Here is a 17,986-nt window from a genome sequence, read left to right on the forward strand (position 1 = left end):
CCCAACAAACGGAACCGGCCATGAACTTGCCGTGAGCGGAGCGCGCTGGAATCACGGTGCAGCGATCCCGGAAATCGTGTGGATCTTGGTCGATTTCTGTGGACAACTCAGAGCCTGTGAATATCGCCTTCACCCATACCGGTGACCGCCCGGCGACTCCCACAGAGCAGCCCCACAGCTACACACGGTGACGAATCACGCACACGCAAAAGCGCGGCCTCAACGGGGACAACAGGGTCCCGAGGCCGCGCAAGTAGAGGAAGAAATGCATCCGGACATGCGACGACCCCCGCCGGGGGGGAGAGCGGGGGTCGTCCCCACGGTCCGACTCGGGGGGGGAGGAGCCAGACCGGGTTAGCACGGTCGCGAACGATCCGTGACTTCCATGGTGTACCCGAGAGCTCTCTCAGGCAAACCCACGCGCCTCACCTTACGCCGAATGGTGGGCGCCTATGCTCATGCTCGTGGAAAACCACTCCTTGCCTCGCACAGCAGCCTTCTTTGATCTGGACAAGACGGTCATTGCGAAGTCGAGCACGCTCACGTTCAGCAAGTCGTTCTACCAAGGCGGTCTGATCAACCGCAGGGCCGCCTTGCGCACCGCATATGCCCAGTTCGTATTCCTGGCGGGCGGCGCCGACCACGACCAGATGGAGCGGATGCGGAAGTACCTCTCCGCGATGTGCCGCGGCTGGAACGTCCAGCAGGTCAAGGAGATCGTCGCCGAGACGCTGCACGACCTCATCGACCCGATCATCTACGACGAGGCCGCCTCCCTCATCGAGGAGCACCACATCGCCGGCCGCGATGTCGTGATCGTGTCCACGTCCGGTGCGGAGGTGGTCGAGCCGATCGGCGAACTGCTCGGCGCGGACCGCGTGGTGGCGACCCGCATGGTCGTGGGCGAGGACGGCTGCTTCACCGGGGAGGTGGAGTACTACGCGTACGGGCCGACGAAGGCCGAGGCAGTCAGGGAACTCGCCGAGTCCGAGGGGTACGACCTCTCACGCTGCTACGCCTACAGCGACTCGGCGACCGACCTGCCGATGCTGAAGTCCGTGGGCCATCCGCACGCGGTGAATCCGGACCGCACCCTGCGGCGCGAGGCTCTCGCCCGCTCGTGGCCGATTCTGGACTTCCACCGTCCGGTCCGGCTGAAGCAGCGACTGCCCACCCTGTCCGTACCGCCCCGTCCGGCGCTCGTCGCGGCGGCGGCGATAGGAGCGGCGGCGGCCACGGCGGGACTCGTCTGGTACGCGAGCCGGCGGCGCGCGACGGTGGTGTGATCGCGTCACGGATCACGTCACAGCGACACGGCTCTCGTCACGCGTGCGCGGGCAGCACACTCACGCCCGTTTCGAACCCGTTTGAACCTAAAAGTAAAGAACTGCAGCCAGGGGTTCCGCTTCCTCTGGACCTGGAGTACAAAGGGGTTAACGGCCCGCGAGACCAAGGACATCCGAGAGGATCACCTTTAAACGCAACCAAGGCCCCACGGACCGAGCATGAACATCGAGCACCCACGCGACGTCGACCCGTCGATTACGGGCCAGCCGCACCAGGAAACGGGCCACAGTTCCCGGCCTGATGGGCAACATTCGAGGACGCTTGGTAACCCGGTGAACATGCCAGCGGCGGTACGAGACCTCGTACCGCCGCAACCCTGTTCAGGGAGTTTTTCGCCCTCTTAGTAGGGGGCGTTTTTCAAGCCGTACGAAGTACGAGCTTTACGCCGCCCCGCGCTGAAGCGCCTCGCAGACGGCCGTCGACTCCCTGGCCCCCAGCTCAACCGCCTTGCCGCAATGGGCGATCCAGGCCGCCATCCCCTCCGGAGTGCCGGAGGCATAGCCGTCCAGGGCTGCCGCGTAGGCCGCGCGGCCGAGTTCGCCATGGCCGACCTCCGCCGGGCAGACGGACTTCGGGTCGAGGCCGCTGCCGATCAGGACGATGCGTTCGGCCGCGCGTGCGACCAGGCCGTTGTGGGAGCCGAAGGGACGCAGGGCGAGGAGTTCGCCGTGCACCACTGCCGCCGTCACCAGGGCGGGGGCCGAGCCGCCCGCGATGATCAGCTGGGAGAGGCCTTCGAGACGGCCGGCGACCTCGTCGGCGTCCGGCAGCGGCAGCTCGACGAGCGGCTCGTCCACCGGTTCACCGTCCTGGCGCGGACGACCGACCTCGTCACCCTTGTCCGCGGCCGCCACCAGGTGCAGCCGAGCAAGCACCCGAAGGGGCGACTGCCGCCAGATGGAGAGCAGTTGGCCCGCCTCGGCGGTCAGCCGGAGAGCCGCGCCGACCGTACGGCCCTCTTCGTCCGCGCTGAAGTCGGTGCGGCGGCGCACCTCTTCGAGGGCCCAGTCGGCGCCGGACAGCGCCGCGGATCCGCGTGCGCCGCGCAGCGCCGCCTCGGACGTGATCTCGTTGCTGCGACGCCGCATGATCCGGTGCCCGTAGACCCGGTCCACGGCCTTGCGGACGGACTCCACGGATTCGGCCACCCCGGGAAGCGAGCCCAGGGCCGCGAGCGGATCGGCGGTCGCGCCTGTCGTACTCATGAGTACGACATTACGCACCCTTGCCCGCCGCCCCACGATGGAGTGGTCTTCTTCACGCGAGCGGTGCACCCAGGGCGATCACCCGACTACCCTTGGTGAACATGAAAATTGCTTTCGTTGGGAAGGGCGGCAGCGGCAAGACCACCCTGTCCTCGCTCTTCATCCGCCACCTCGCGGCCTCAGGGGCGCCGGTCGTCGCGGTGGACGCCGACATCAACCAGCATCTGGGGACCGCCCTGGGCCTCGATGAGACGGTCGCCGCCGGACTGCCCGCGATGGGCGAGCGGCTGCCGCTGATCAAGGAATACCTGCGCGGCACCAACGCCCGCATCACGTCCGCCGAGACGATGATCAAGACGACCCCGCCCGGCGAGGGGTCACGACTGCTGCGGGTGCGCGAGGAGAATCCGGTCTACGAAGCGTGCGCGCGGCCGGTGGAACTCGACGGCGGCGCCGTCCGTTTGATGGTCACCGGCCCCTTCACCGAGGCCGATTTGGGAGTGGCCTGCTACCACTCCAAGACCGGTGCAGTGGAGCTCTGCCTGAACCATCTCGTCGACGGCCAGAGCGAGTACATCGTCGTCGACATGACGGCGGGCTCGGACTCCTTCGCGTCCGGCATGTTCACCCGGTTCGACATCACGTTCCTCGTCGCCGAGCCGACCCGGAAGGGCATCTCCGTCTATCGCCAGTACAAGGAGTACGCCCGCGACTTCGGCGTCGCCCTGAAGGTCGTCGGCAACAAGGTGCAGGGCCAGGACGACATCGACTTCCTCCGCACCGAAGTCGGTGACGACCTCCTGGTCACGGTCGGGCACTCGGACTGGGTGCGCTCCATGGAGAAGGGCCGCTCGCCCCGGTTCGAGTTCCTGGAGGAGGGCAACCGCCGCTCCCTGCACGCCCTGCAGAGCGCCGCCGACGCCATGTACGAACGGCGCGACTGGGAGCGCTACACGCGCCAGATGGTCCACTTCCACCTGAAGAACGCCGGCAGTTGGGGCAACGAGCGGACCGGGGCGGACCTGGCGGCGCAGGTCGACCCCGGCTTCGTACTCGGTGAGGGGCTGGTGGCCACGGCTTGAGCACCGGCCCACGCGGGACTGCTAGGGCTTGACCGCCGGCGCCCCGGGGACGCCCTTCGGGGCCGGGGCGGGGCGGCCCGAGAGGAGGGACGCCCAGCCCTGCTTCGGGGTCTCGCCGACCTTGAGGCCGCGGAGCTTGTCCAGGGTGGCGGGGTCCTGCACGTCGAGCCAGTCGGCGAGTTGCCGGAAGGAGACGCAGCGCACGTCGGACTTGGTGCAGACGCGCTCGATGACCTCTTCGATGGCGCGCATGTAGGTGCCGCCGTTCCAGGACTCGAAGTGGTTGCCGATGATCAGCGGCGCGCGGTTGCCGTCGTAGGCGCGGTCGAAGCCCTTGAGGAGGCCGTCACGCATCTGGTCGCCCCAGTACTCGTGCTTGTCGGGGTCGCCCTGGGTCGTGGTGCCCGACTGGTTGACCATGAAGTTGTAGTCCATGGTGAGCTGCTCGTAGGAATGCCCGGGGAATGGCACAAGCTGCATCGACAGGTCCCACAGGCCTTCCTTCTTCTTGGGCCAGACCTGGTTGTTGACGCCTGAGGTGTCGTAGCGGAAGCCCAGTTGGCGGGCCGCCTTCATGAAGTTCTTCTGCCCCTCCAGGCAGGGCGTGCGGGCGCCGACGAGTTCCTTGTCGTAGTCGAAGGGCAGCGGGGACGCCTTCTTCATGCCCGTGTTGGTCTTCCAGGACTTCACGAACGACTTCGCCTGGGCGATCTCGTCCTTCCAGTCCGCGACGGACCAGTCACCGACCCCGCCTTCGGTGCCGCAGAAGTGGCCGTTGAAGTGCGTACCGATCTCGTTGCCCTCCAGCCACGCCCCGCGCAGCTGCTTCACGGTCTCCTCGATGCCCGCTTCGTCGTTGAAGCCGATCTCCGAGCTGCCCGGTGAGTGCTGCGGCGGCTTGTAGAGCTCGCGCTTGTCCTCCGGCAGCATGTACACGCCGCTCAGGAAGTACGTCATCGTCGCCTTGTTGGCCTTGGAGACCTTCCGGAAGTGCGAGAACAGCTTCTGGCTGTCCTCGCCCGCGCCGTCCCAGGAGAAGATCACGAACTGCGGGGGCTTCTGACCGGGCTTCAGCCGTTCCGGCCGGGGCAGATGCGGCTGCGCGCCGGTGTACGCGGTGGAACCGTCGCCGATCAGGCGGACCGCGCTCTTGGGCGCCGGAGCGCCCGCCGCCTTCTTCGCACCATGCGCGCCTTCCTTGGAACCGGTGGTGTCCAGCGCGCAACCGGCGAGCGCCGTGGCGCAGGCCGCGGCGAGTGCTACGCCCGCGGCGATCCTCTGGGTGACGGCCATCTTCCGCCCGCCTTCTTCCTTCAGTCTGGGCAACGTTGATTTGCGCGTTATGCAGCGATCTACGGCTATACGCCGACAGTGCCGCCAAGGTCGCACGAGGCCGAGATTGAATAAGTACGACAAGCCGATCAATTGCCTGGTTCACTCCAGGGGGTGAATTAATGCCCCATTTGCTATGGTTTTCCGCACGAAGCCTTTACTCTGCATTACGATCCGTTTACCGAGCGTTGAAAATCCCGCCGCTGCACGCCGTGACCCACGGCCGCGACCCGCCCCCCGCCTCCCCGGCGGGGGACCACCTGTTCCGCGACCGCGCTGCCCCGGAGGAGACGGGAACCATGTCTGCCTGCGTCCCCACCCGCGCCGCCGACTCGACTCGGCAAAAGCGCATCCACCAGCCCCACAGCCCCCCGCCGACTCCGCCCCGCCGATTCCGTATCGCGGGCGCCGATCTGTCGGCCTCGATCGCTGTCTTCCTGATCGCCCTGCCCCTGTCCCTCGGCATCGCCCTCGCCACCGGCGCGCCACTCCAGGCGGGCCTCGTGGCCGCCGCCGTCGGCGGACTCGTCGCCGGACGACTGGGCGGCTCGCCCCTCCAGGTGAGCGGGCCCGCCGCCGGGCTCACGGTCGTCACCGCCGACCTGATCCACCTCTACGGATGGCGCACGACCTGCGCCATCACCGTCCTCGCCGGAATCACCCAACTGGGGTTGTCCTACCTGCGAGTGGCCCGTACGGCGCTCGCCGTCAGCCCCGCGATCGTGCACGGGATGCTCGCCGGCATCGGCGTGACCATCGCCGTCGCTCAGCTCCACATCGTGCTGGGCGGCACCCCGCAGAGCGCCGTTCTCGACAACGTCCGTGCCTTGCCGGATCAGTTGGCGAACGTCGACCCCGCAGCGGTGTCGATGAGCGCGCTGACCCTGCTCCTTCTCCTTGCCTGGCCGCGGATTCCCGGGCGCGTGGGCCGGCTGCTGCGCAAGGTTCCGGCCGCGCTCGTCGCCGTCGCCGGGGCCACCGCGACCGCCTCGCTCGCCGGGCTGACGCTGCCCAAGGCCGAACTGCCGTCCTGGAGCAGTCACGCGCTGGCCGGGCTGCCCGAGGGACCGGTGCTCGGAATCATGGCCGCCGTTCTCACCGTCACGCTCGTGTGCAGCGTGCAGTCCCTGCTCGGCGCCGTGGCCGTGGACAAGCTGGTGACGGGACGGCCCGAGCTGCAGGCACGGGTGGGCCGCTCCGATCTCGACCGGGAACTGCTCGGGCAGGGCGCCGCCAACATCGTCTCCGGCGCCCTCGGCGGACTGCCGGTCGCGGGGGTCGCCGTACGAAGTTCCGCGAATGTGCAAGCCGGCGCCGTGAGCCGGAACTCCACGATGCTGCACGGCGTTTTCGTAGTAGTTGCCGCGCTGCTGATGGTCCCGATCCTGGAGCTGATCCCGCTCGCATCGCTCGCCGCCCTGGTGATGGCCGTCGGCATCCAGATGGTGTCCCTGCACCACATCCGCACGGTCACCCGCCACCGCGAGGTGCTGGTGTACGCCGTCACCACGCTCGGCGTCGTCATCCTCGGAGTTCTCGAGGGCGTGGTGCTGGGGGTATCCGTGGCCGTCGGCGTCGCCCTGCACCGCCTCGCCCGCACCCGCATCACGCACGAAGAGAGGGAAGGAGTCCATTACGTACGCGTACGAGGGCAGTTGACGTTCCTCGCGGTGCCGCGGCTCAGCCGCACGCTGCACCAGATGCCCCGAGGGTCCAGCGCCGTCGTGGAGTTGGACGGCTCGTTCATGGACCACGCGGCGTTCGAGGCGCTGCACGACTGGCAGAACGCGCACTCCGCGCAAGGTGGCACCGTCGAGCTCACCGGACGGGCCGGAGCGCGGATCGCCGAGCCCGCGGGCTCCGCACACTGCAGGTGCCGGCCCTGGACGCCCTGGCGCAACCACCACTGCGAGCCCTCCGCGAGCCCGCAGTCCGTATCCCCGGGCAGCCCTCCGGGAGAGCCCGGTGAGCCGGGTGAAGCGACGGCTTCCTCGGGTCGACTCGCGCGGGACGGGGAGCGTGGGGAGAGCGGGCACCAACTGGCGCGCGGCATCAGCGCGTTCCAGCGCAACACCGCGCCCCTGGTGCGGGGTGAGCTGGCGCGGCTGGCACGGGAGGGGCAGCGGCCGTCCCAGCTGTTCCTGACCTGTGCCGACTCGCGGCTCGTCACTTCGATGATCACGTCCAGTGGTCCGGGTGACCTCTTCGTCGTACGGAATGTGGGCAACCTCGTGCCGTTGCCCGAGGAGGAGAGCGGGGACGACTCGGTGGCCGCGGCGATCGAGTACGCGGTGGACGTGCTGAAGGTGCGGTCCATCACGGTGTGCGGGCACTCCGGGTGCGGGGCGATGCAAGCCCTGATGAACGCGGAGCCGGGAGGCGCGATGACGCCGCTCAAGCGGTGGCTGCGGCACGGGCTGCCGAGTCTCGAGCGGATGGCCGCCAAGGACCGGCCGTGGGCGCGGTTGGCCGGGCGGGCGCCCGCCGACGCGGTGGAGCAGCTCTGTCTGACCAACGTGGTGCAGCAGTTGGAGCATCTGCGGGCGTACGAGTCCGTGGCGCGGGCCCTGCGGGAGGGTGTGCTCGAGCTGCACGGGATGTACTTCCACGTGGGCGAAGCGCAGGCGTATCTGCTGGCCGACGGCGAGGGGGCCGAGCTGTTCGATCACGTGGGCGCGACGGAGGATCTGCGGCATCCTGCGTGACGGCCTGTCCCACCTGTCACGCGTGACGGCGTGACGGCGTGACGCGTGACCGCGTAGGCCGTGACGCGTGGCCTCGTGGGCCGGGTGGCGCGTGATCTCCTGCGCGGGCGCACATGATCCTCGTACGCCGGTACGGGTGGTCTGGGCGTGGTGCGTGGTCCCAGTTGGCGGGGCCGCGCACCATGTTGGTGTGGGTCGTGTGCCGGGGCGGCGGGCTCGTCCCGTGTGCGTTTCCCTTGGAGTCCCCCTCGCTTCAGGGGGATTTCGGCTGTTCTTGGCCGCAGTCCGGGAAGCGTTGGCGGGTGAACCCGAAGGCCGAGCCGTACGTGCCCCAGAGTGCGTCCTTCTGAAGAGCGCCCGGCCGCTAGCATGCAGCCTCAATAGGTCTAAACCAATTTCCGGTCGGCCCTTGTCACCAGGCCCCCGGGTCTGATGAGCTGTGGCCCGGGACACAACGGACACCCTGGGAAAGGGAGATGTCGTGAGCAACGAAAGCCTGGCCAACCTGCTGAAGGAAGAGCGCAGGTTCGCGCCGCCCGCCGACCTGGCCGCGAACGCCAATGTCACCGCGGAGGCGTATGAGCAGGCCAAGGCTGACAGGCTCGGCTTCTGGGCCGAGCAGGCCCGCCGGCTGACCTGGGCCACCGAGCCGACCGAGACGCTGGACTGGTCGAATCCGCCGTTCGCCAAGTGGTTCAAGGACGGCAAGCTGAACGTCGCGTACAACTGCGTGGACCGTCATGTGGAGGCGGGGAATGGTGACCGGGTCGCCATTCACTTCGAGGGTGAGCCGGGCGACAGCCGCGCCATCACCTACGCCGAGCTGAAGGACGAGGTCAGCAAGGCCGCGAACGCGCTGACCGAGCTGGGGGTCGAGAAGGGCGACCGGGTCGCCATTTACCTGCCGATGATCCCCGAGGCCGTCGTCGCGATGCTGGCCTGCGCCCGTATCGGTGCCGCGCACTCGGTCGTGTTCGGCGGGTTCTCGGCGGACGCGATCGCCACCCGGATCCAGGACGCCGACGCCAAGCTGGTCATCACCTCCGACGGTGGCTACCGGCGCGGAAAGCCGTCCGCGCTCAAGCCCGCCGTCGACGAAGCGGTCAGCCGGGTCGACGGGGTCGACAAGGTGCTCGTCGTGCGCCGTACCGGGCAGGAGGTCGCTTGGACCGACGGCCGTGACGTGTGGTGGCACGAGATCGTCGAGCGGCAGTCCGCCGAGCACACGCCGGAGGCGTTCGAGGCCGAGCACCCGCTGTTCATCCTCTACACCTCCGGGACGACTGGGAAGCCGAAGGGCATCCTGCACACCTCGGGCGGCTACCTCACGCAGGCCTCGTACACCCACCACGCCGTCTTCGACCTCAAGCCGGAGACCGACGTGTACTGGTGCACGGCCGACATCGGCTGGGTCACCGGGCACTCGTACATCACGTACGGGCCGCTCTCGAACGGCGCGACGCAGGTGATGTACGAGGGGACGCCGGACACTCCGCACCAGGGGCGGTTCTGGGAGATCGTGCAGAAGTACGGGGTGACGATCCTGTACACGGCCCCGACGGCCATTCGTACGTTCATGAAGTGGGGCGACGACATCCCGGCGAAGTTCGATCTGTCGTCGCTGCGGGTGCTCGGGTCGGTCGGTGAACCGATCAACCCCGAGGCGTGGATCTGGTACCGGAAGCACATCGGGGGCGACCAGACGCCCATCGTGGACACCTGGTGGCAGACCGAGACCGGCGCGATGATGATCTCGCCGCTGCCGGGGGTGACGGAGACCAAGCCCGGCTCCGCGCAGCGGGCTCTGCCGGGAATCTCGGCGACCGTCGTGGACGACGAGGCGCGGGAGGTTCCCAACGGGGGTGGCGGCTACCTCGTACTCACCGAGCCGTGGCCTTCGATGCTGCGGACCATCTGGGGGGACGATCAGCGGTTCCTCGACACGTACTGGTCGCGGTTCGAGGGCAAGTACTTCGCCGGGGACGGGGCGAAGAAGGACGACGACGGGGACATCTGGCTCCTCGGGCGGGTCGACGACGTGATGCTCGTGTCCGGGCACAACATCTCGACGACCGAGGTCGAGTCGGCGCTCGTCTCGCATCCGTCGGTCGCCGAGGCGGCGGTCGTGGGTGCGGCGGACGAGACGACCGGGCAGGCGATCGTGGCCTTCGTGATCCTGCGTGGGACGGCTTCCGCCGAGGACGAAGGGCTGGTGGCGGACCTGCGTAATCACGTGGGCACGGTGCTCGGGCCGATCGCCAAGCCCAAGCGGGTCCTGCCGGTGGCCGAGCTGCCGAAGACGCGCTCCGGCAAGATCATGCGGCGGCTGTTGCGTGACGTGGCGGAGAACCGGGCGCTCGGTGACGTCACGACGCTGACCGACTCCACGGTGATGAACATGATCCAGGCGAAGCTGCCGGCGGCACCGAGCGAGGACTGAGGGTTTCTCCCCGCCCACCCGCCCCTGATTGGTGTGGGGGCCCTGCGCGCCCCCACACCCCGGCGGGCGGCGGGGCTCCGCACGCCCACCCTGGCGGGGCTCCGCCCCTGCACCCCGCCGGGCTTTGCCCCGCACGACGGATATCACGGGTTTTCTTCGCCCCCTCCGCCCCTACCCGTCCCTTGCTTCCTGGGGGCTCCGCCCCCAGACCCCCGCATCGCGCTGACGCGCTCGTCCTCAAACGCCGGACAGGCTGAAAGATCTCTCCCTGGCCGGGACTGAAAGATCTGCCGGCGGGGGCGAAAAACCCTCACGCCCCCACCAAACGCGCCAAGCACCCCATTTGCACTTAACGTGAAGATCACCGGATAGGTCCGGTCGAGCCTTGGGTAGGATGATGAGCGCGTCAGCGACGCGACAAGATCCTCAAGGTGCGCCGGGAAGTCTGGTCGGCATGTGATTCGTCCTGCCCGCCCGACCGGAGGTCTCCCGTGCCCGCCCCCGCGCCCCACAGCACCAACCGCAAGTTCCTCGGCCGTCTGTCCCTGCCGGAGCGGAACTTCGTGGCGGACGCGCTGCGTGCCGAGACCGTGGGTGGCGTGCTGTTGCTCGTGGCCGCGATCGCGGCGCTGATCTGGGCGAACACTCCGGCCAAGGACAGTTACCAGAGCGTCCTCGACTTCCACATCGGTCCCAGCGCGCTGGGTCTGAACCTCTCCCTGCAGCACTGGGCCGCCGACGGACTGCTCGCCGTGTTCTTCTTCGTCGCCGGTATCGAGCTCAAGCGCGAACTGGTGGCCGGCGATCTGCGGGACCCGAAGGCGGCGCTGCTGCCGGTCGCCGCCGCGTTGTGCGGCATGGTGGTTCCGGCGCTCGTCTACGCCCTGACGAATGTGCTGGGGGGCGGCTCTCTCGACGGCTGGGCAGTGCCCACCGCGACCGACATCGCGTTCGCGCTCGCCGTCCTCGCGGTCATCGGTACGTCCCTGCCGTCGGCGTTGCGCGCCTTCCTGCTGACGCTCGCCGTCGTCGACGACCTCTTCGCGATCCTGATCATCGCGGTCTTCTTCACCGCCGACCTGAACTTCGCCGCCCTCGCCGGCGCGGTCGTCGGCCTCGGCGTCTTCTGGCTGCTGCTGAGGAAGGGCGTACGCGGCTGGTACGTGTACGTTCCGCTCGCCCTCGTCAACTGGGGGCTGATGTACAACAGCGGCATCCACGCCACCATCGCCGGTGTCGCGATGGGCCTGATGCTGCGCTGCACCCGGCACGAGGGCGAGGCGCACTCCCCCGGCGAGCACGTCGAACATCTCGTGCGGCCGTTGTCGGCGGGCCTCGCCGTGCCGCTGTTCGCGCTGTTCAGCGCCGGGGTCGCGGTCTCGGGAGGCGTACTGGGGGATGTGTTCCAGCGGCCCGAGACGCTCGGTGTCGTCCTTGGGCTCGTCGTCGGCAAGGCGGTCGGCATCTTCGGCGGGACCTGGCTGACGGCCCGGTTCACCAGGGCCTCGCTCAGTGACGACCTGGCCTGGCCCGACGTGTTGGCCGTGGCCTCCCTCGCGGGCATCGGCTTCACCGTCTCGCTGCTGATCGGCGAACTCGCCTTCGACGGGAACCCGGCGCTCACCGACGAGGTCAAGGCCGCCGTCCTCGTCGGCTCCCTCATCGCGGCCGTATGCGCCGGGACGCTGCTGAAGATACGGAACGCCAAGTACCGGGCGATGGTCGAGGCCGAGGACCGCGACGACGACCTCGACGGCATCCCCGACATCTACGAGCAGGACAACCCGGCGTACCACCTGCGGATGGCCGAGATCTACGAGCGCAAGGCCGCCGAGCACAGAAGGCTTGCCGAAGTGACGGGCGGGGCAAGCGACGGGGACGACGGTCCGGCATGATCTGACACGACCGTACAAAAACATGCAGGAGAGGGAGAACGCGATGAGTGCACCCGACGGCAGTCCGGTCGGAGCCGAACGCAGCATCGGCCAGTTGTTCGCCTCGGCGACGACCGAGATGTCCTCGCTGGTGCACGACGAGATCGCGCTGGCGAAGGCGCAGCTCAAGCAGGATGTGAAGCGCGGGGCGATCAGCGGTGGCGCGTTCGCGGTGGCGGGCGCGGTGCTGATCTTCTCCCTGCCGATGCTGAGCTTCGCCCTGGCGTACGGCATCCGGACCTGGAGCGACTGGAACCTCGCGATCTGCTTCCTGCTCTCCTTCGCGGCGAACGTGCTGGTCGCCGCCGCGCTCGCGCTGATCGGCGTGGTCTTCGCGAAGAAGGCCAAGAAGAGCAAGGGCCCGCAGAAGGTCGCGGCCTCGGTGAAGGAGACGGCAGGGGTCCTGCAGAACGCCAAGCCGCACCCGCGCGAGCTGCCCGCGCAGGATCGTGTGCCCGAGGCCATCGAGGCTGTGGCACGCTCGTCCTCATGACGGACCCCGCCACACCTTCGGCGCAACCCACTTCGGTCGTAAAGCTCGACATCCCTGGCGGAAAAGGCCTGATCCACCGGGACGTGGCGGCCAACGGCGCGCGCTTCCACATCGCCGAGATGGGCGACGGGCCGCTCGTCCTGCTGCTGCACGGCTTCCCGCAGTTCTGGTGGACGTGGCGCCATCAGCTGGTGGCGCTCGCCGACGCCGGTTTCCGCGCCGTCGCCATGGACCTGCGGGGAGTCGGCGGCAGCGACCGCACGCCCCGCGGCTACGACCCCGCCAACCTCGCGCTCGACATCACCGGAGTCGTACGTTCCCTCGGCGAGCCCGACGCCGCGCTGGTCGGGCACGACCTGGGCGGATATCTGGCGTGGACGGCTGCCGTGATGCGCCCCAAGCTCGTACGCCGGCTCGTGGTCTCCTCGATGCCGCATCCCCGGCGCTGGCGGTACGCCATGCTCTCCGACGTCAAGCAGACGGCCGCGGGTTCATACATCTGGGGGTTCCAGCGGCCGTGGATCCCGGAGCGCCAACTCGTCGCGGACGACGGGGCGCTGGTGGGCCGTCTGGTACGGGACTGGTCGGGGCCGCGCCTTCCGGACGACGAGGCCGTGGAGACGTACCGCCGTGCCATGTGCATCCCCTCCACGGCGCACTGCGCGATCGAGCCGTACCGGTGGATGGTGCGGTCCATGGCCCGCCCGGACGGGATCCAGTTCAACCGGCGCATGAAGCGGCCGGTCCGGGTGCCGACGCTGCATCTGCACGGCTCGCTCGACCCGGTGATGCGGACGCGGAGTGCCGCGGGCTCCGGCGAGTACGTCGAAGCGCCGTACCGCTGGCGGCTGTTCGACGGGCTCGGGCACTTCCCGCACGAGGAAGATCCGGTGGCGTTTTCGACCGAATTGGTCAACTGGCTGAAGGATCCCGAGCCTGATCGGTGAGGCCGTTCACCCAGGCCACCCGGGCGTCCGGTATCCGGACGGGAACGCCTGTCCTACGAACAGCCAAATGCCTTACGCATAGGCCAATTGGGGGGCCAGGGGGCGGTTATCGACCTTGGGGCGGGGGCAGACGTCGGGGTATGGGCTGGACGCACGACTACAGTGACGCAGCACGCACACGCCGCTCGGCCGCGGGCCTGAGCTCCCATCAGAGGGGCACCCCGCAGTTGCCGGGCACGGATCATCCCCTGGTGGGGATCCCGCGCATTCTGCGCCGTCGGGCCCGCTGGGTCTCGGTGCGGCTGCGCCATCCTCGAGGCTGAGCCAGTCTCGCGGCTGGCCACCAACACGCTGATCGGCATCACAGCGCGCAGCTGTCGCTGTCCACCTGCTGGTTCGCGGTACGGCCCTTGATGATGTCCTCCTGGACCTCGTCCACGGTGAGCGCGTACCCGGTGTTGGCGTCGTCGAGCGACTTCGCGAAGACCACGCCGTACACCTTGCCGTCGGTGGTGAGCAGCGGGCCGCCGGAGTTGCCCTGGCGGACGGTCGCGTAGAGCGAGTAGACGTCGCGGCGCACCGTGCCCCGGTGGTAGATGTCCGGGCCGTTGGCGGTGAGGCGGCCCCGCACGCGCGCGGGCTGGATGTTGTACGCGCCGTTCTCCGGGAAGCCGGCGACGATCGCGCTGTTGCCGCTGCTCGCGTCCTCGGTCGTGAACTGGAGGGCGGGCGCGTCCAGGCTCGGCACGTCGAGTACGGCGATGTCACGCTCCCAGTCGTAGAGGACGACCGTGGCGTCGTACTTCTTGCCCTCGCCGCCTATCTGGACGGTGGGTTCGTCGACTCCGCCGACCACGTGGGCGTTGGTCATCACACGGCGGGCCCCGAAGACGAAGCCGGTGCCTTCGAGGACCTTGCCGCAACTCGGGGCGGTGCCCATGACCTTGACGATGGACCGCTGGGCGCGGATGGCGACCGCGCTGTTGGCGAGGGCCGGGTCGGGGGGCTGGACGTCGGTGATGGGCTCGTTGGCGAACGGGCTGAAGACCTGCGGGAAGCCGTTCTGCGCGAGGACCGAGGAGAAGTCGGCGAACCAGGTGTCGGCCTGGTTGGGCAGGGCCCGTGACACGCCGGTCAGCACCTTGGAGCTGCGGACCTCCTTGCCGAGCGTCGGCAGCGTCGTGCCGGCCAGGGCCGAGCCGATCAGCCAGGCGACCAGGAGCATCGCCACGACGTTGACGAGGGCGCCGCCCGTCGCGTCCAGGGCGCGGGCCGGGGACCAGGTGATGTAGCGGCGCAGTTTGTTGCCGAGGTGGGTGGTGAGGGCCTGGCCCACGGAGGCGCAGACGATGACGACGACGACAGCGACGACGGCGGCGGTCGTGTTCACCTCGGCGTCGTCGGTGACCGCGCCCCAGATGACCGGCAGCAGGTAGACGGCGACGAGGCCGCCCCCGAGAAAGCCGATCACGGACAGGATGCCGACGACGAAGCCCTGGCGATAGCCCACGATCGCGAACCACACGGCGGCGACCAGCAACAGGATGTCCAGCACGTTCACTGCTTCAAGCCTCGCCTCATCACTCTGCGGTCACTCCGTCTCGGCTGGGGGTCCGACCCGCGGCGCAGCCGCTGACGGGTGCGGCGTCCCCCAGGAAGACACAGCACAGGGGCCACCCTGTCATGCGCGCCAGTCGAGCGGGACGTGGTTCTCCCTGTCCCAGGGGCGCTCCCAGCCCGCATAGTGCAGGATCCGGTCGATGATGCCCGCCGTGAAGCCCCAGACGAGGGCGGATTCGACCAGGAATGCCGGGCCTTTGTGGCCTCTGGGGTGCACGGCGGTGGCGCGGTTGGCGGGGTCCGTGAGATCCGCCACGGGGACGGTGAAGACGCGCGCCGTCTCGTTCGGATCGACCACGCCCACCGGTGTCGGGCGGCGCCACCAGCCCAGGACGGGCGTGACCACGAAGCTGCTCACCGGGATGTAGAGCTTGGGCAGCACGCCGAAGAGCTGGACGCCGCTCGGGTCGAGCCCGGTCTCCTCCTCGGCCTCGCGGAGAGCGGCCCGCAGCGGCCCGTCGGCCATCGGGTCGCCGTCCTCGGGGTCGAGGGCGCCGCCGGGGAAGGAGGGCTGCCCCGCGTGCGATCGCAGGGAGGTGGCGCGCTCCATGAGCAGCAGCTCGGGGCCGCGCTCGCCCTCGCCGAACAGGATGAGGACGGCGGACTGCCGCCCCGCTCCGTCACTCGGGGGCAGGAAGCGGCTCAGCTGGAGCGGCTCCACCGTCTCGGCGGCGCGCACCACCGGGTCGAGCCAGTCGGGCAGACCGTCCTTGCTCACGGCCACCGGGCCGCCCTGTGTGTTGCCGGCCAACCGACCGCCCTGCGTGTTGCTGGCGTGCGTCATCGCCACCCCCGTTCTGCTCTTCCCAACGCCTGCCGGTGCCGTGTTCGTTCCGTCGTCCGGAGCCCTGAGGTATGCGGGGTGTCTGGGGTGCTTCCGGCGGGGCCCGTCATCCAGCGCCCTGAGGTGTGCCCAGCGGGGGCGCCGGAATGCCGCCCGCGTCCAGGTAGGACTGCGGGGGATTGAGGCGCTGGCCCGGGAAGCCGCCCTTCTCGTACTTCAGGAGCTTCTTCGCCTTCTCCGGGTCCGTCTCGCCCTCTCCGTACGCCGGGCAGAGCGGGGCGATGGGGCAGGCTCCGCAGGCGGGCTTGCGGGCGTGGCAGATGCGGCGGCCGTGGAAGATCACGTGGTGGGAGAGCATGGTCCAGTCGCTCTTCGGGAAGAGCGCGCCGACGGCCGCCTCGATCTTGTCGGGCTCCGTCTCCGCGGTCCACTGCCAGCGGCGGACCAGCCGCTGGAAATGGGTGTCCACGGTGATTCCGGGGCGCCCGAAAGCGTTGCCGAGCACCACGAAGGCGGTCTTGCGGCCCACGCCGGGGAGCTTGACGAGGTCTTCGAGGCGGCCGGGGACCTCGCCCCCGAAGTCGTCCCTCAGCGCCTTGGAGAGCCCTATCACCGACTTGGTCTTGGCCCGGAAGAACCCCGTCGGGCGCAGGATCTCCTCGACCTCCTCCGGATTGGCCGCGGCCAGGTCCTCGGGGGTCGGGTACTTGGCGAAGAGCGCCGGGGTCGTCTGATTGACCCTCAGGTCGGTCGTCTGCGCCGACAGGACGGTGGCGACGACCAGTTGGAAGGCGTTCTCGAAGTCGAGCTCCGGGTGGGCGTACGGGTACACCTCGGCGAGTTCGCGGTTGATGCGGCGGGCTCGGCGGACCAGGGCGGTGTCTGGCGCGGGGGCCTTCTGCGGGGACTTGGCGGGGGTGGCCTTCTTGGCGGACCGCGGGGGCTTGGTGGAGGTCGCCTTCTTGGCGGACTGCGCGGGCTTGGCGGGGGCCGCCTTCTTGGCGGCGGCCGACTTTCTGGTCGTGACCGTCGCCTTCTTAGGAGTCACTTTCGCGGGCGTCGCGGCCGTCGCCTTCACCGGCGCCCCCTTTGCTCCCTTTGTCGTTTTCTTGGTACCGTCCGTGGGCTGTTCGCCCACAGCAGAATCGCGACGTACAGCCACCCGCCCAGCCCCCTTGGCCTGTGCTCTCACCGGCGTTTTGGACACCCGGCCAGCCTAAAGCCCGGCACTGACATCCGCCCCGGACCCATGAGATCAGCCCCCAATTGGCCCCCTGCCGCACTGCCCGGGACACCAGTGCGGCAGACTTGTGACTGATCACACTGTTTGGACCGTCCGGCAAGATGGGGAACACGGTCCCCTGGTACCAAGGGGGAGCAAGATCCCCTGAGCAGGTCGACAAGGAGAGAACTCGTGGACGACGTTCTGCGGCGCGCCCCGCTCTTCGCGGCGCTCGATGACGAGCAGGCCGCGGAGCTCCGCGCCTCCATGAGTGAGGTGACCCTCGCTCGCGGCGACGCTCTCTTCCATGAGGGCGACCCCGGGGACCGCCTCTACGTGGTCACCGAGGGCAAGGTGAAGCTCCACCGCACCTCCCCCGACGGCCGCGAGAACATGCTGGCGGTCCTGGGCCCCGGTGAGCTGATCGGCGAGCTGTCGCTGTTCGACCCGGGTCCGCGCACGGCCACGGCCTCCGCGCTGACCGAGGTCAAGCTGCTGGGCCTTGGCCACGGCGACCTCCAGCCCTGGCTGAACGCGCGGCCCGAGGTGGCCGCCGCCCTGCTGCGCGCCGTCGCCCGACGCCTGCGCAAGACCAACGACCAGATGTCCGACCTGGTCTTCTCGGACGTCCCGGGCCGCGTCGCCCGCGCCCTCCTGGACCTCTCCCGCCGCTTCGGCGTGCAGTCCGAAGAGGGCATCCACGTCGTGCACGACCTCACGCAGGAGGAGCTGGCCCAGCTGGTCGGCGCGTCCCGCGAGACGGTCAACAAGGCCCTCGCCGACTTCGCGGGCCGCGGCTGGCTCCGCCTGGAGGCGCGTGCCGTGATCCTGCTGGACGTGGAGCGGCTCGCGAAGCGGTCGCGCTAACACTGGCG

14 protein-coding genes are annotated in these 17,986 nt (G+C 69.2%); 9 read left to right on the forward strand and 5 right to left on the reverse strand.

The window, feature by feature from the left end:
- The first annotated feature begins 452 nt into the window (after positions 1–452).
- Complete coding sequence (locus tag OG246_RS06730) at positions 453–1,286, forward strand: HAD family phosphatase (RefSeq protein ID WP_266457275.1); 834 nt, start codon at positions 453–455, stop codon at positions 1,284–1,286.
- 441 nt (positions 1,287–1,727) lie between these two features.
- Here the strand turns inward: OG246_RS06730 and OG246_RS06735 are convergent, their stop codons facing one another.
- Positions 1,728–2,552: a Fic family protein gene (locus OG246_RS06735; protein WP_266457277.1), complete on the reverse strand. Its 825-nt coding sequence runs from the start codon at positions 2,550–2,552 to the stop codon at positions 1,728–1,730.
- A 101-nt stretch (positions 2,553–2,653) separates the two neighbouring features.
- On the opposite strand from OG246_RS06735, the gene OG246_RS06740 reads away from it, so the two are divergent.
- The gene (locus OG246_RS06740) at positions 2,654–3,634 is read left to right on the forward strand and encodes an ATP-binding protein (protein WP_266457280.1); all 981 of its coding nucleotides are present in this window, start codon (positions 2,654–2,656) and stop codon (positions 3,632–3,634) included.
- 21 nt (positions 3,635–3,655) lie between these two features.
- Here OG246_RS06740 and OG246_RS06745 read toward each other — a convergent pair whose 3' ends face one another.
- Positions 3,656–4,927: a hypothetical protein gene (locus OG246_RS06745; protein ID WP_266457283.1), complete on the reverse strand. Its 1,272-nt coding sequence runs from the start codon at positions 4,925–4,927 to the stop codon at positions 3,656–3,658.
- A 338-nt stretch (positions 4,928–5,265) separates the two neighbouring features.
- On the opposite strand from OG246_RS06745, the gene OG246_RS06750 reads away from it, so the two are divergent.
- The 6 genes from OG246_RS06750 to OG246_RS06775 all read left to right on the forward strand — a co-directional run bounded on the left by OG246_RS06750 (position 5,266) and on the right by OG246_RS06775 (position 13,808).
- Positions 5,266–7,671, forward strand: coding sequence for a bifunctional SulP family inorganic anion transporter/carbonic anhydrase (locus OG246_RS06750; RefSeq protein WP_266457284.1), 2,406 nt, complete (start codon positions 5,266–5,268; stop codon positions 7,669–7,671).
- A gap of 439 nt (positions 7,672–8,110) precedes the next feature.
- A complete protein-coding gene (gene acs / locus OG246_RS06755) occupies positions 8,111–10,111 on the forward strand; it encodes an acetate--CoA ligase (protein WP_266457286.1) in 2,001 nt (666 codons plus the stop codon).
- A gap of 491 nt (positions 10,112–10,602) precedes the next feature.
- Positions 10,603–12,006, forward strand: a complete 1,404-nt coding sequence (gene nhaA / locus OG246_RS06760) for a Na+/H+ antiporter NhaA (RefSeq protein WP_266457288.1) — start codon at positions 10,603–10,605, stop codon at positions 12,004–12,006.
- Between the two features lie 43 nt (positions 12,007–12,049).
- Entirely contained in the window at positions 12,050–12,538 is a 489-nt protein-coding gene (locus OG246_RS06765) for a phage holin family protein (protein ID WP_266457291.1), read from the forward strand.
- The gene (locus tag OG246_RS06770) at positions 12,535–13,485 is read left to right on the forward strand and encodes an alpha/beta fold hydrolase (RefSeq protein WP_266457293.1); all 951 of its coding nucleotides are present in this window, start codon (positions 12,535–12,537) and stop codon (positions 13,483–13,485) included. The genes OG246_RS06765 and OG246_RS06770 overlap by 4 nt, the downstream gene beginning before the upstream one ends.
- A 140-nt stretch (positions 13,486–13,625) precedes the next feature.
- Positions 13,626–13,808, forward strand: coding sequence for a hypothetical protein (locus OG246_RS06775; RefSeq protein ID WP_266457296.1), 183 nt, complete (start codon positions 13,626–13,628; stop codon positions 13,806–13,808).
- A gap of 38 nt (positions 13,809–13,846) precedes the next feature.
- Here OG246_RS06775 and OG246_RS06780 read toward each other — a convergent pair whose 3' ends face one another.
- The 3 genes from OG246_RS06780 to nth all read right to left on the reverse strand — a co-directional run bounded on the left by OG246_RS06780 (position 13,847) and on the right by nth (position 16,967).
- Positions 13,847–15,046, reverse strand: a complete 1,200-nt coding sequence (locus OG246_RS06780; RefSeq protein WP_266457306.1) for a MarP family serine protease — start codon at positions 15,044–15,046, stop codon at positions 13,847–13,849.
- A 120-nt stretch (positions 15,047–15,166) separates the two neighbouring features.
- On the reverse strand, positions 15,167–15,889 hold the full coding sequence (locus OG246_RS06785) for a CoA pyrophosphatase (protein WP_266457309.1): 723 nt from the start codon (positions 15,887–15,889) through the stop codon (positions 15,167–15,169).
- Positions 15,890–15,995: 106 nt separating this feature from the next.
- Positions 15,996–16,967: an endonuclease III gene (gene nth / locus OG246_RS06790; RefSeq protein WP_266457312.1), complete on the reverse strand. Its 972-nt coding sequence runs from the start codon at positions 16,965–16,967 to the stop codon at positions 15,996–15,998.
- A gap of 336 nt (positions 16,968–17,303) precedes the next feature.
- Here nth and OG246_RS06795 point away from each other — a divergent pair, with 336 nt between their 5' ends.
- A complete protein-coding gene (locus OG246_RS06795; RefSeq protein ID WP_016642758.1) occupies positions 17,304–17,978 on the forward strand; it encodes a Crp/Fnr family transcriptional regulator in 675 nt (224 codons plus the stop codon).
- Positions 17,979–17,986: the final 8 nt, after the last annotated feature.

The sequence above is a fragment of the Streptomyces sp. NBC_00620 genome (assembly GCF_026341825.1).
Taxonomy (GTDB): Bacteria; Actinomycetota; Actinomycetes; order Streptomycetales; family Streptomycetaceae; genus Streptomyces.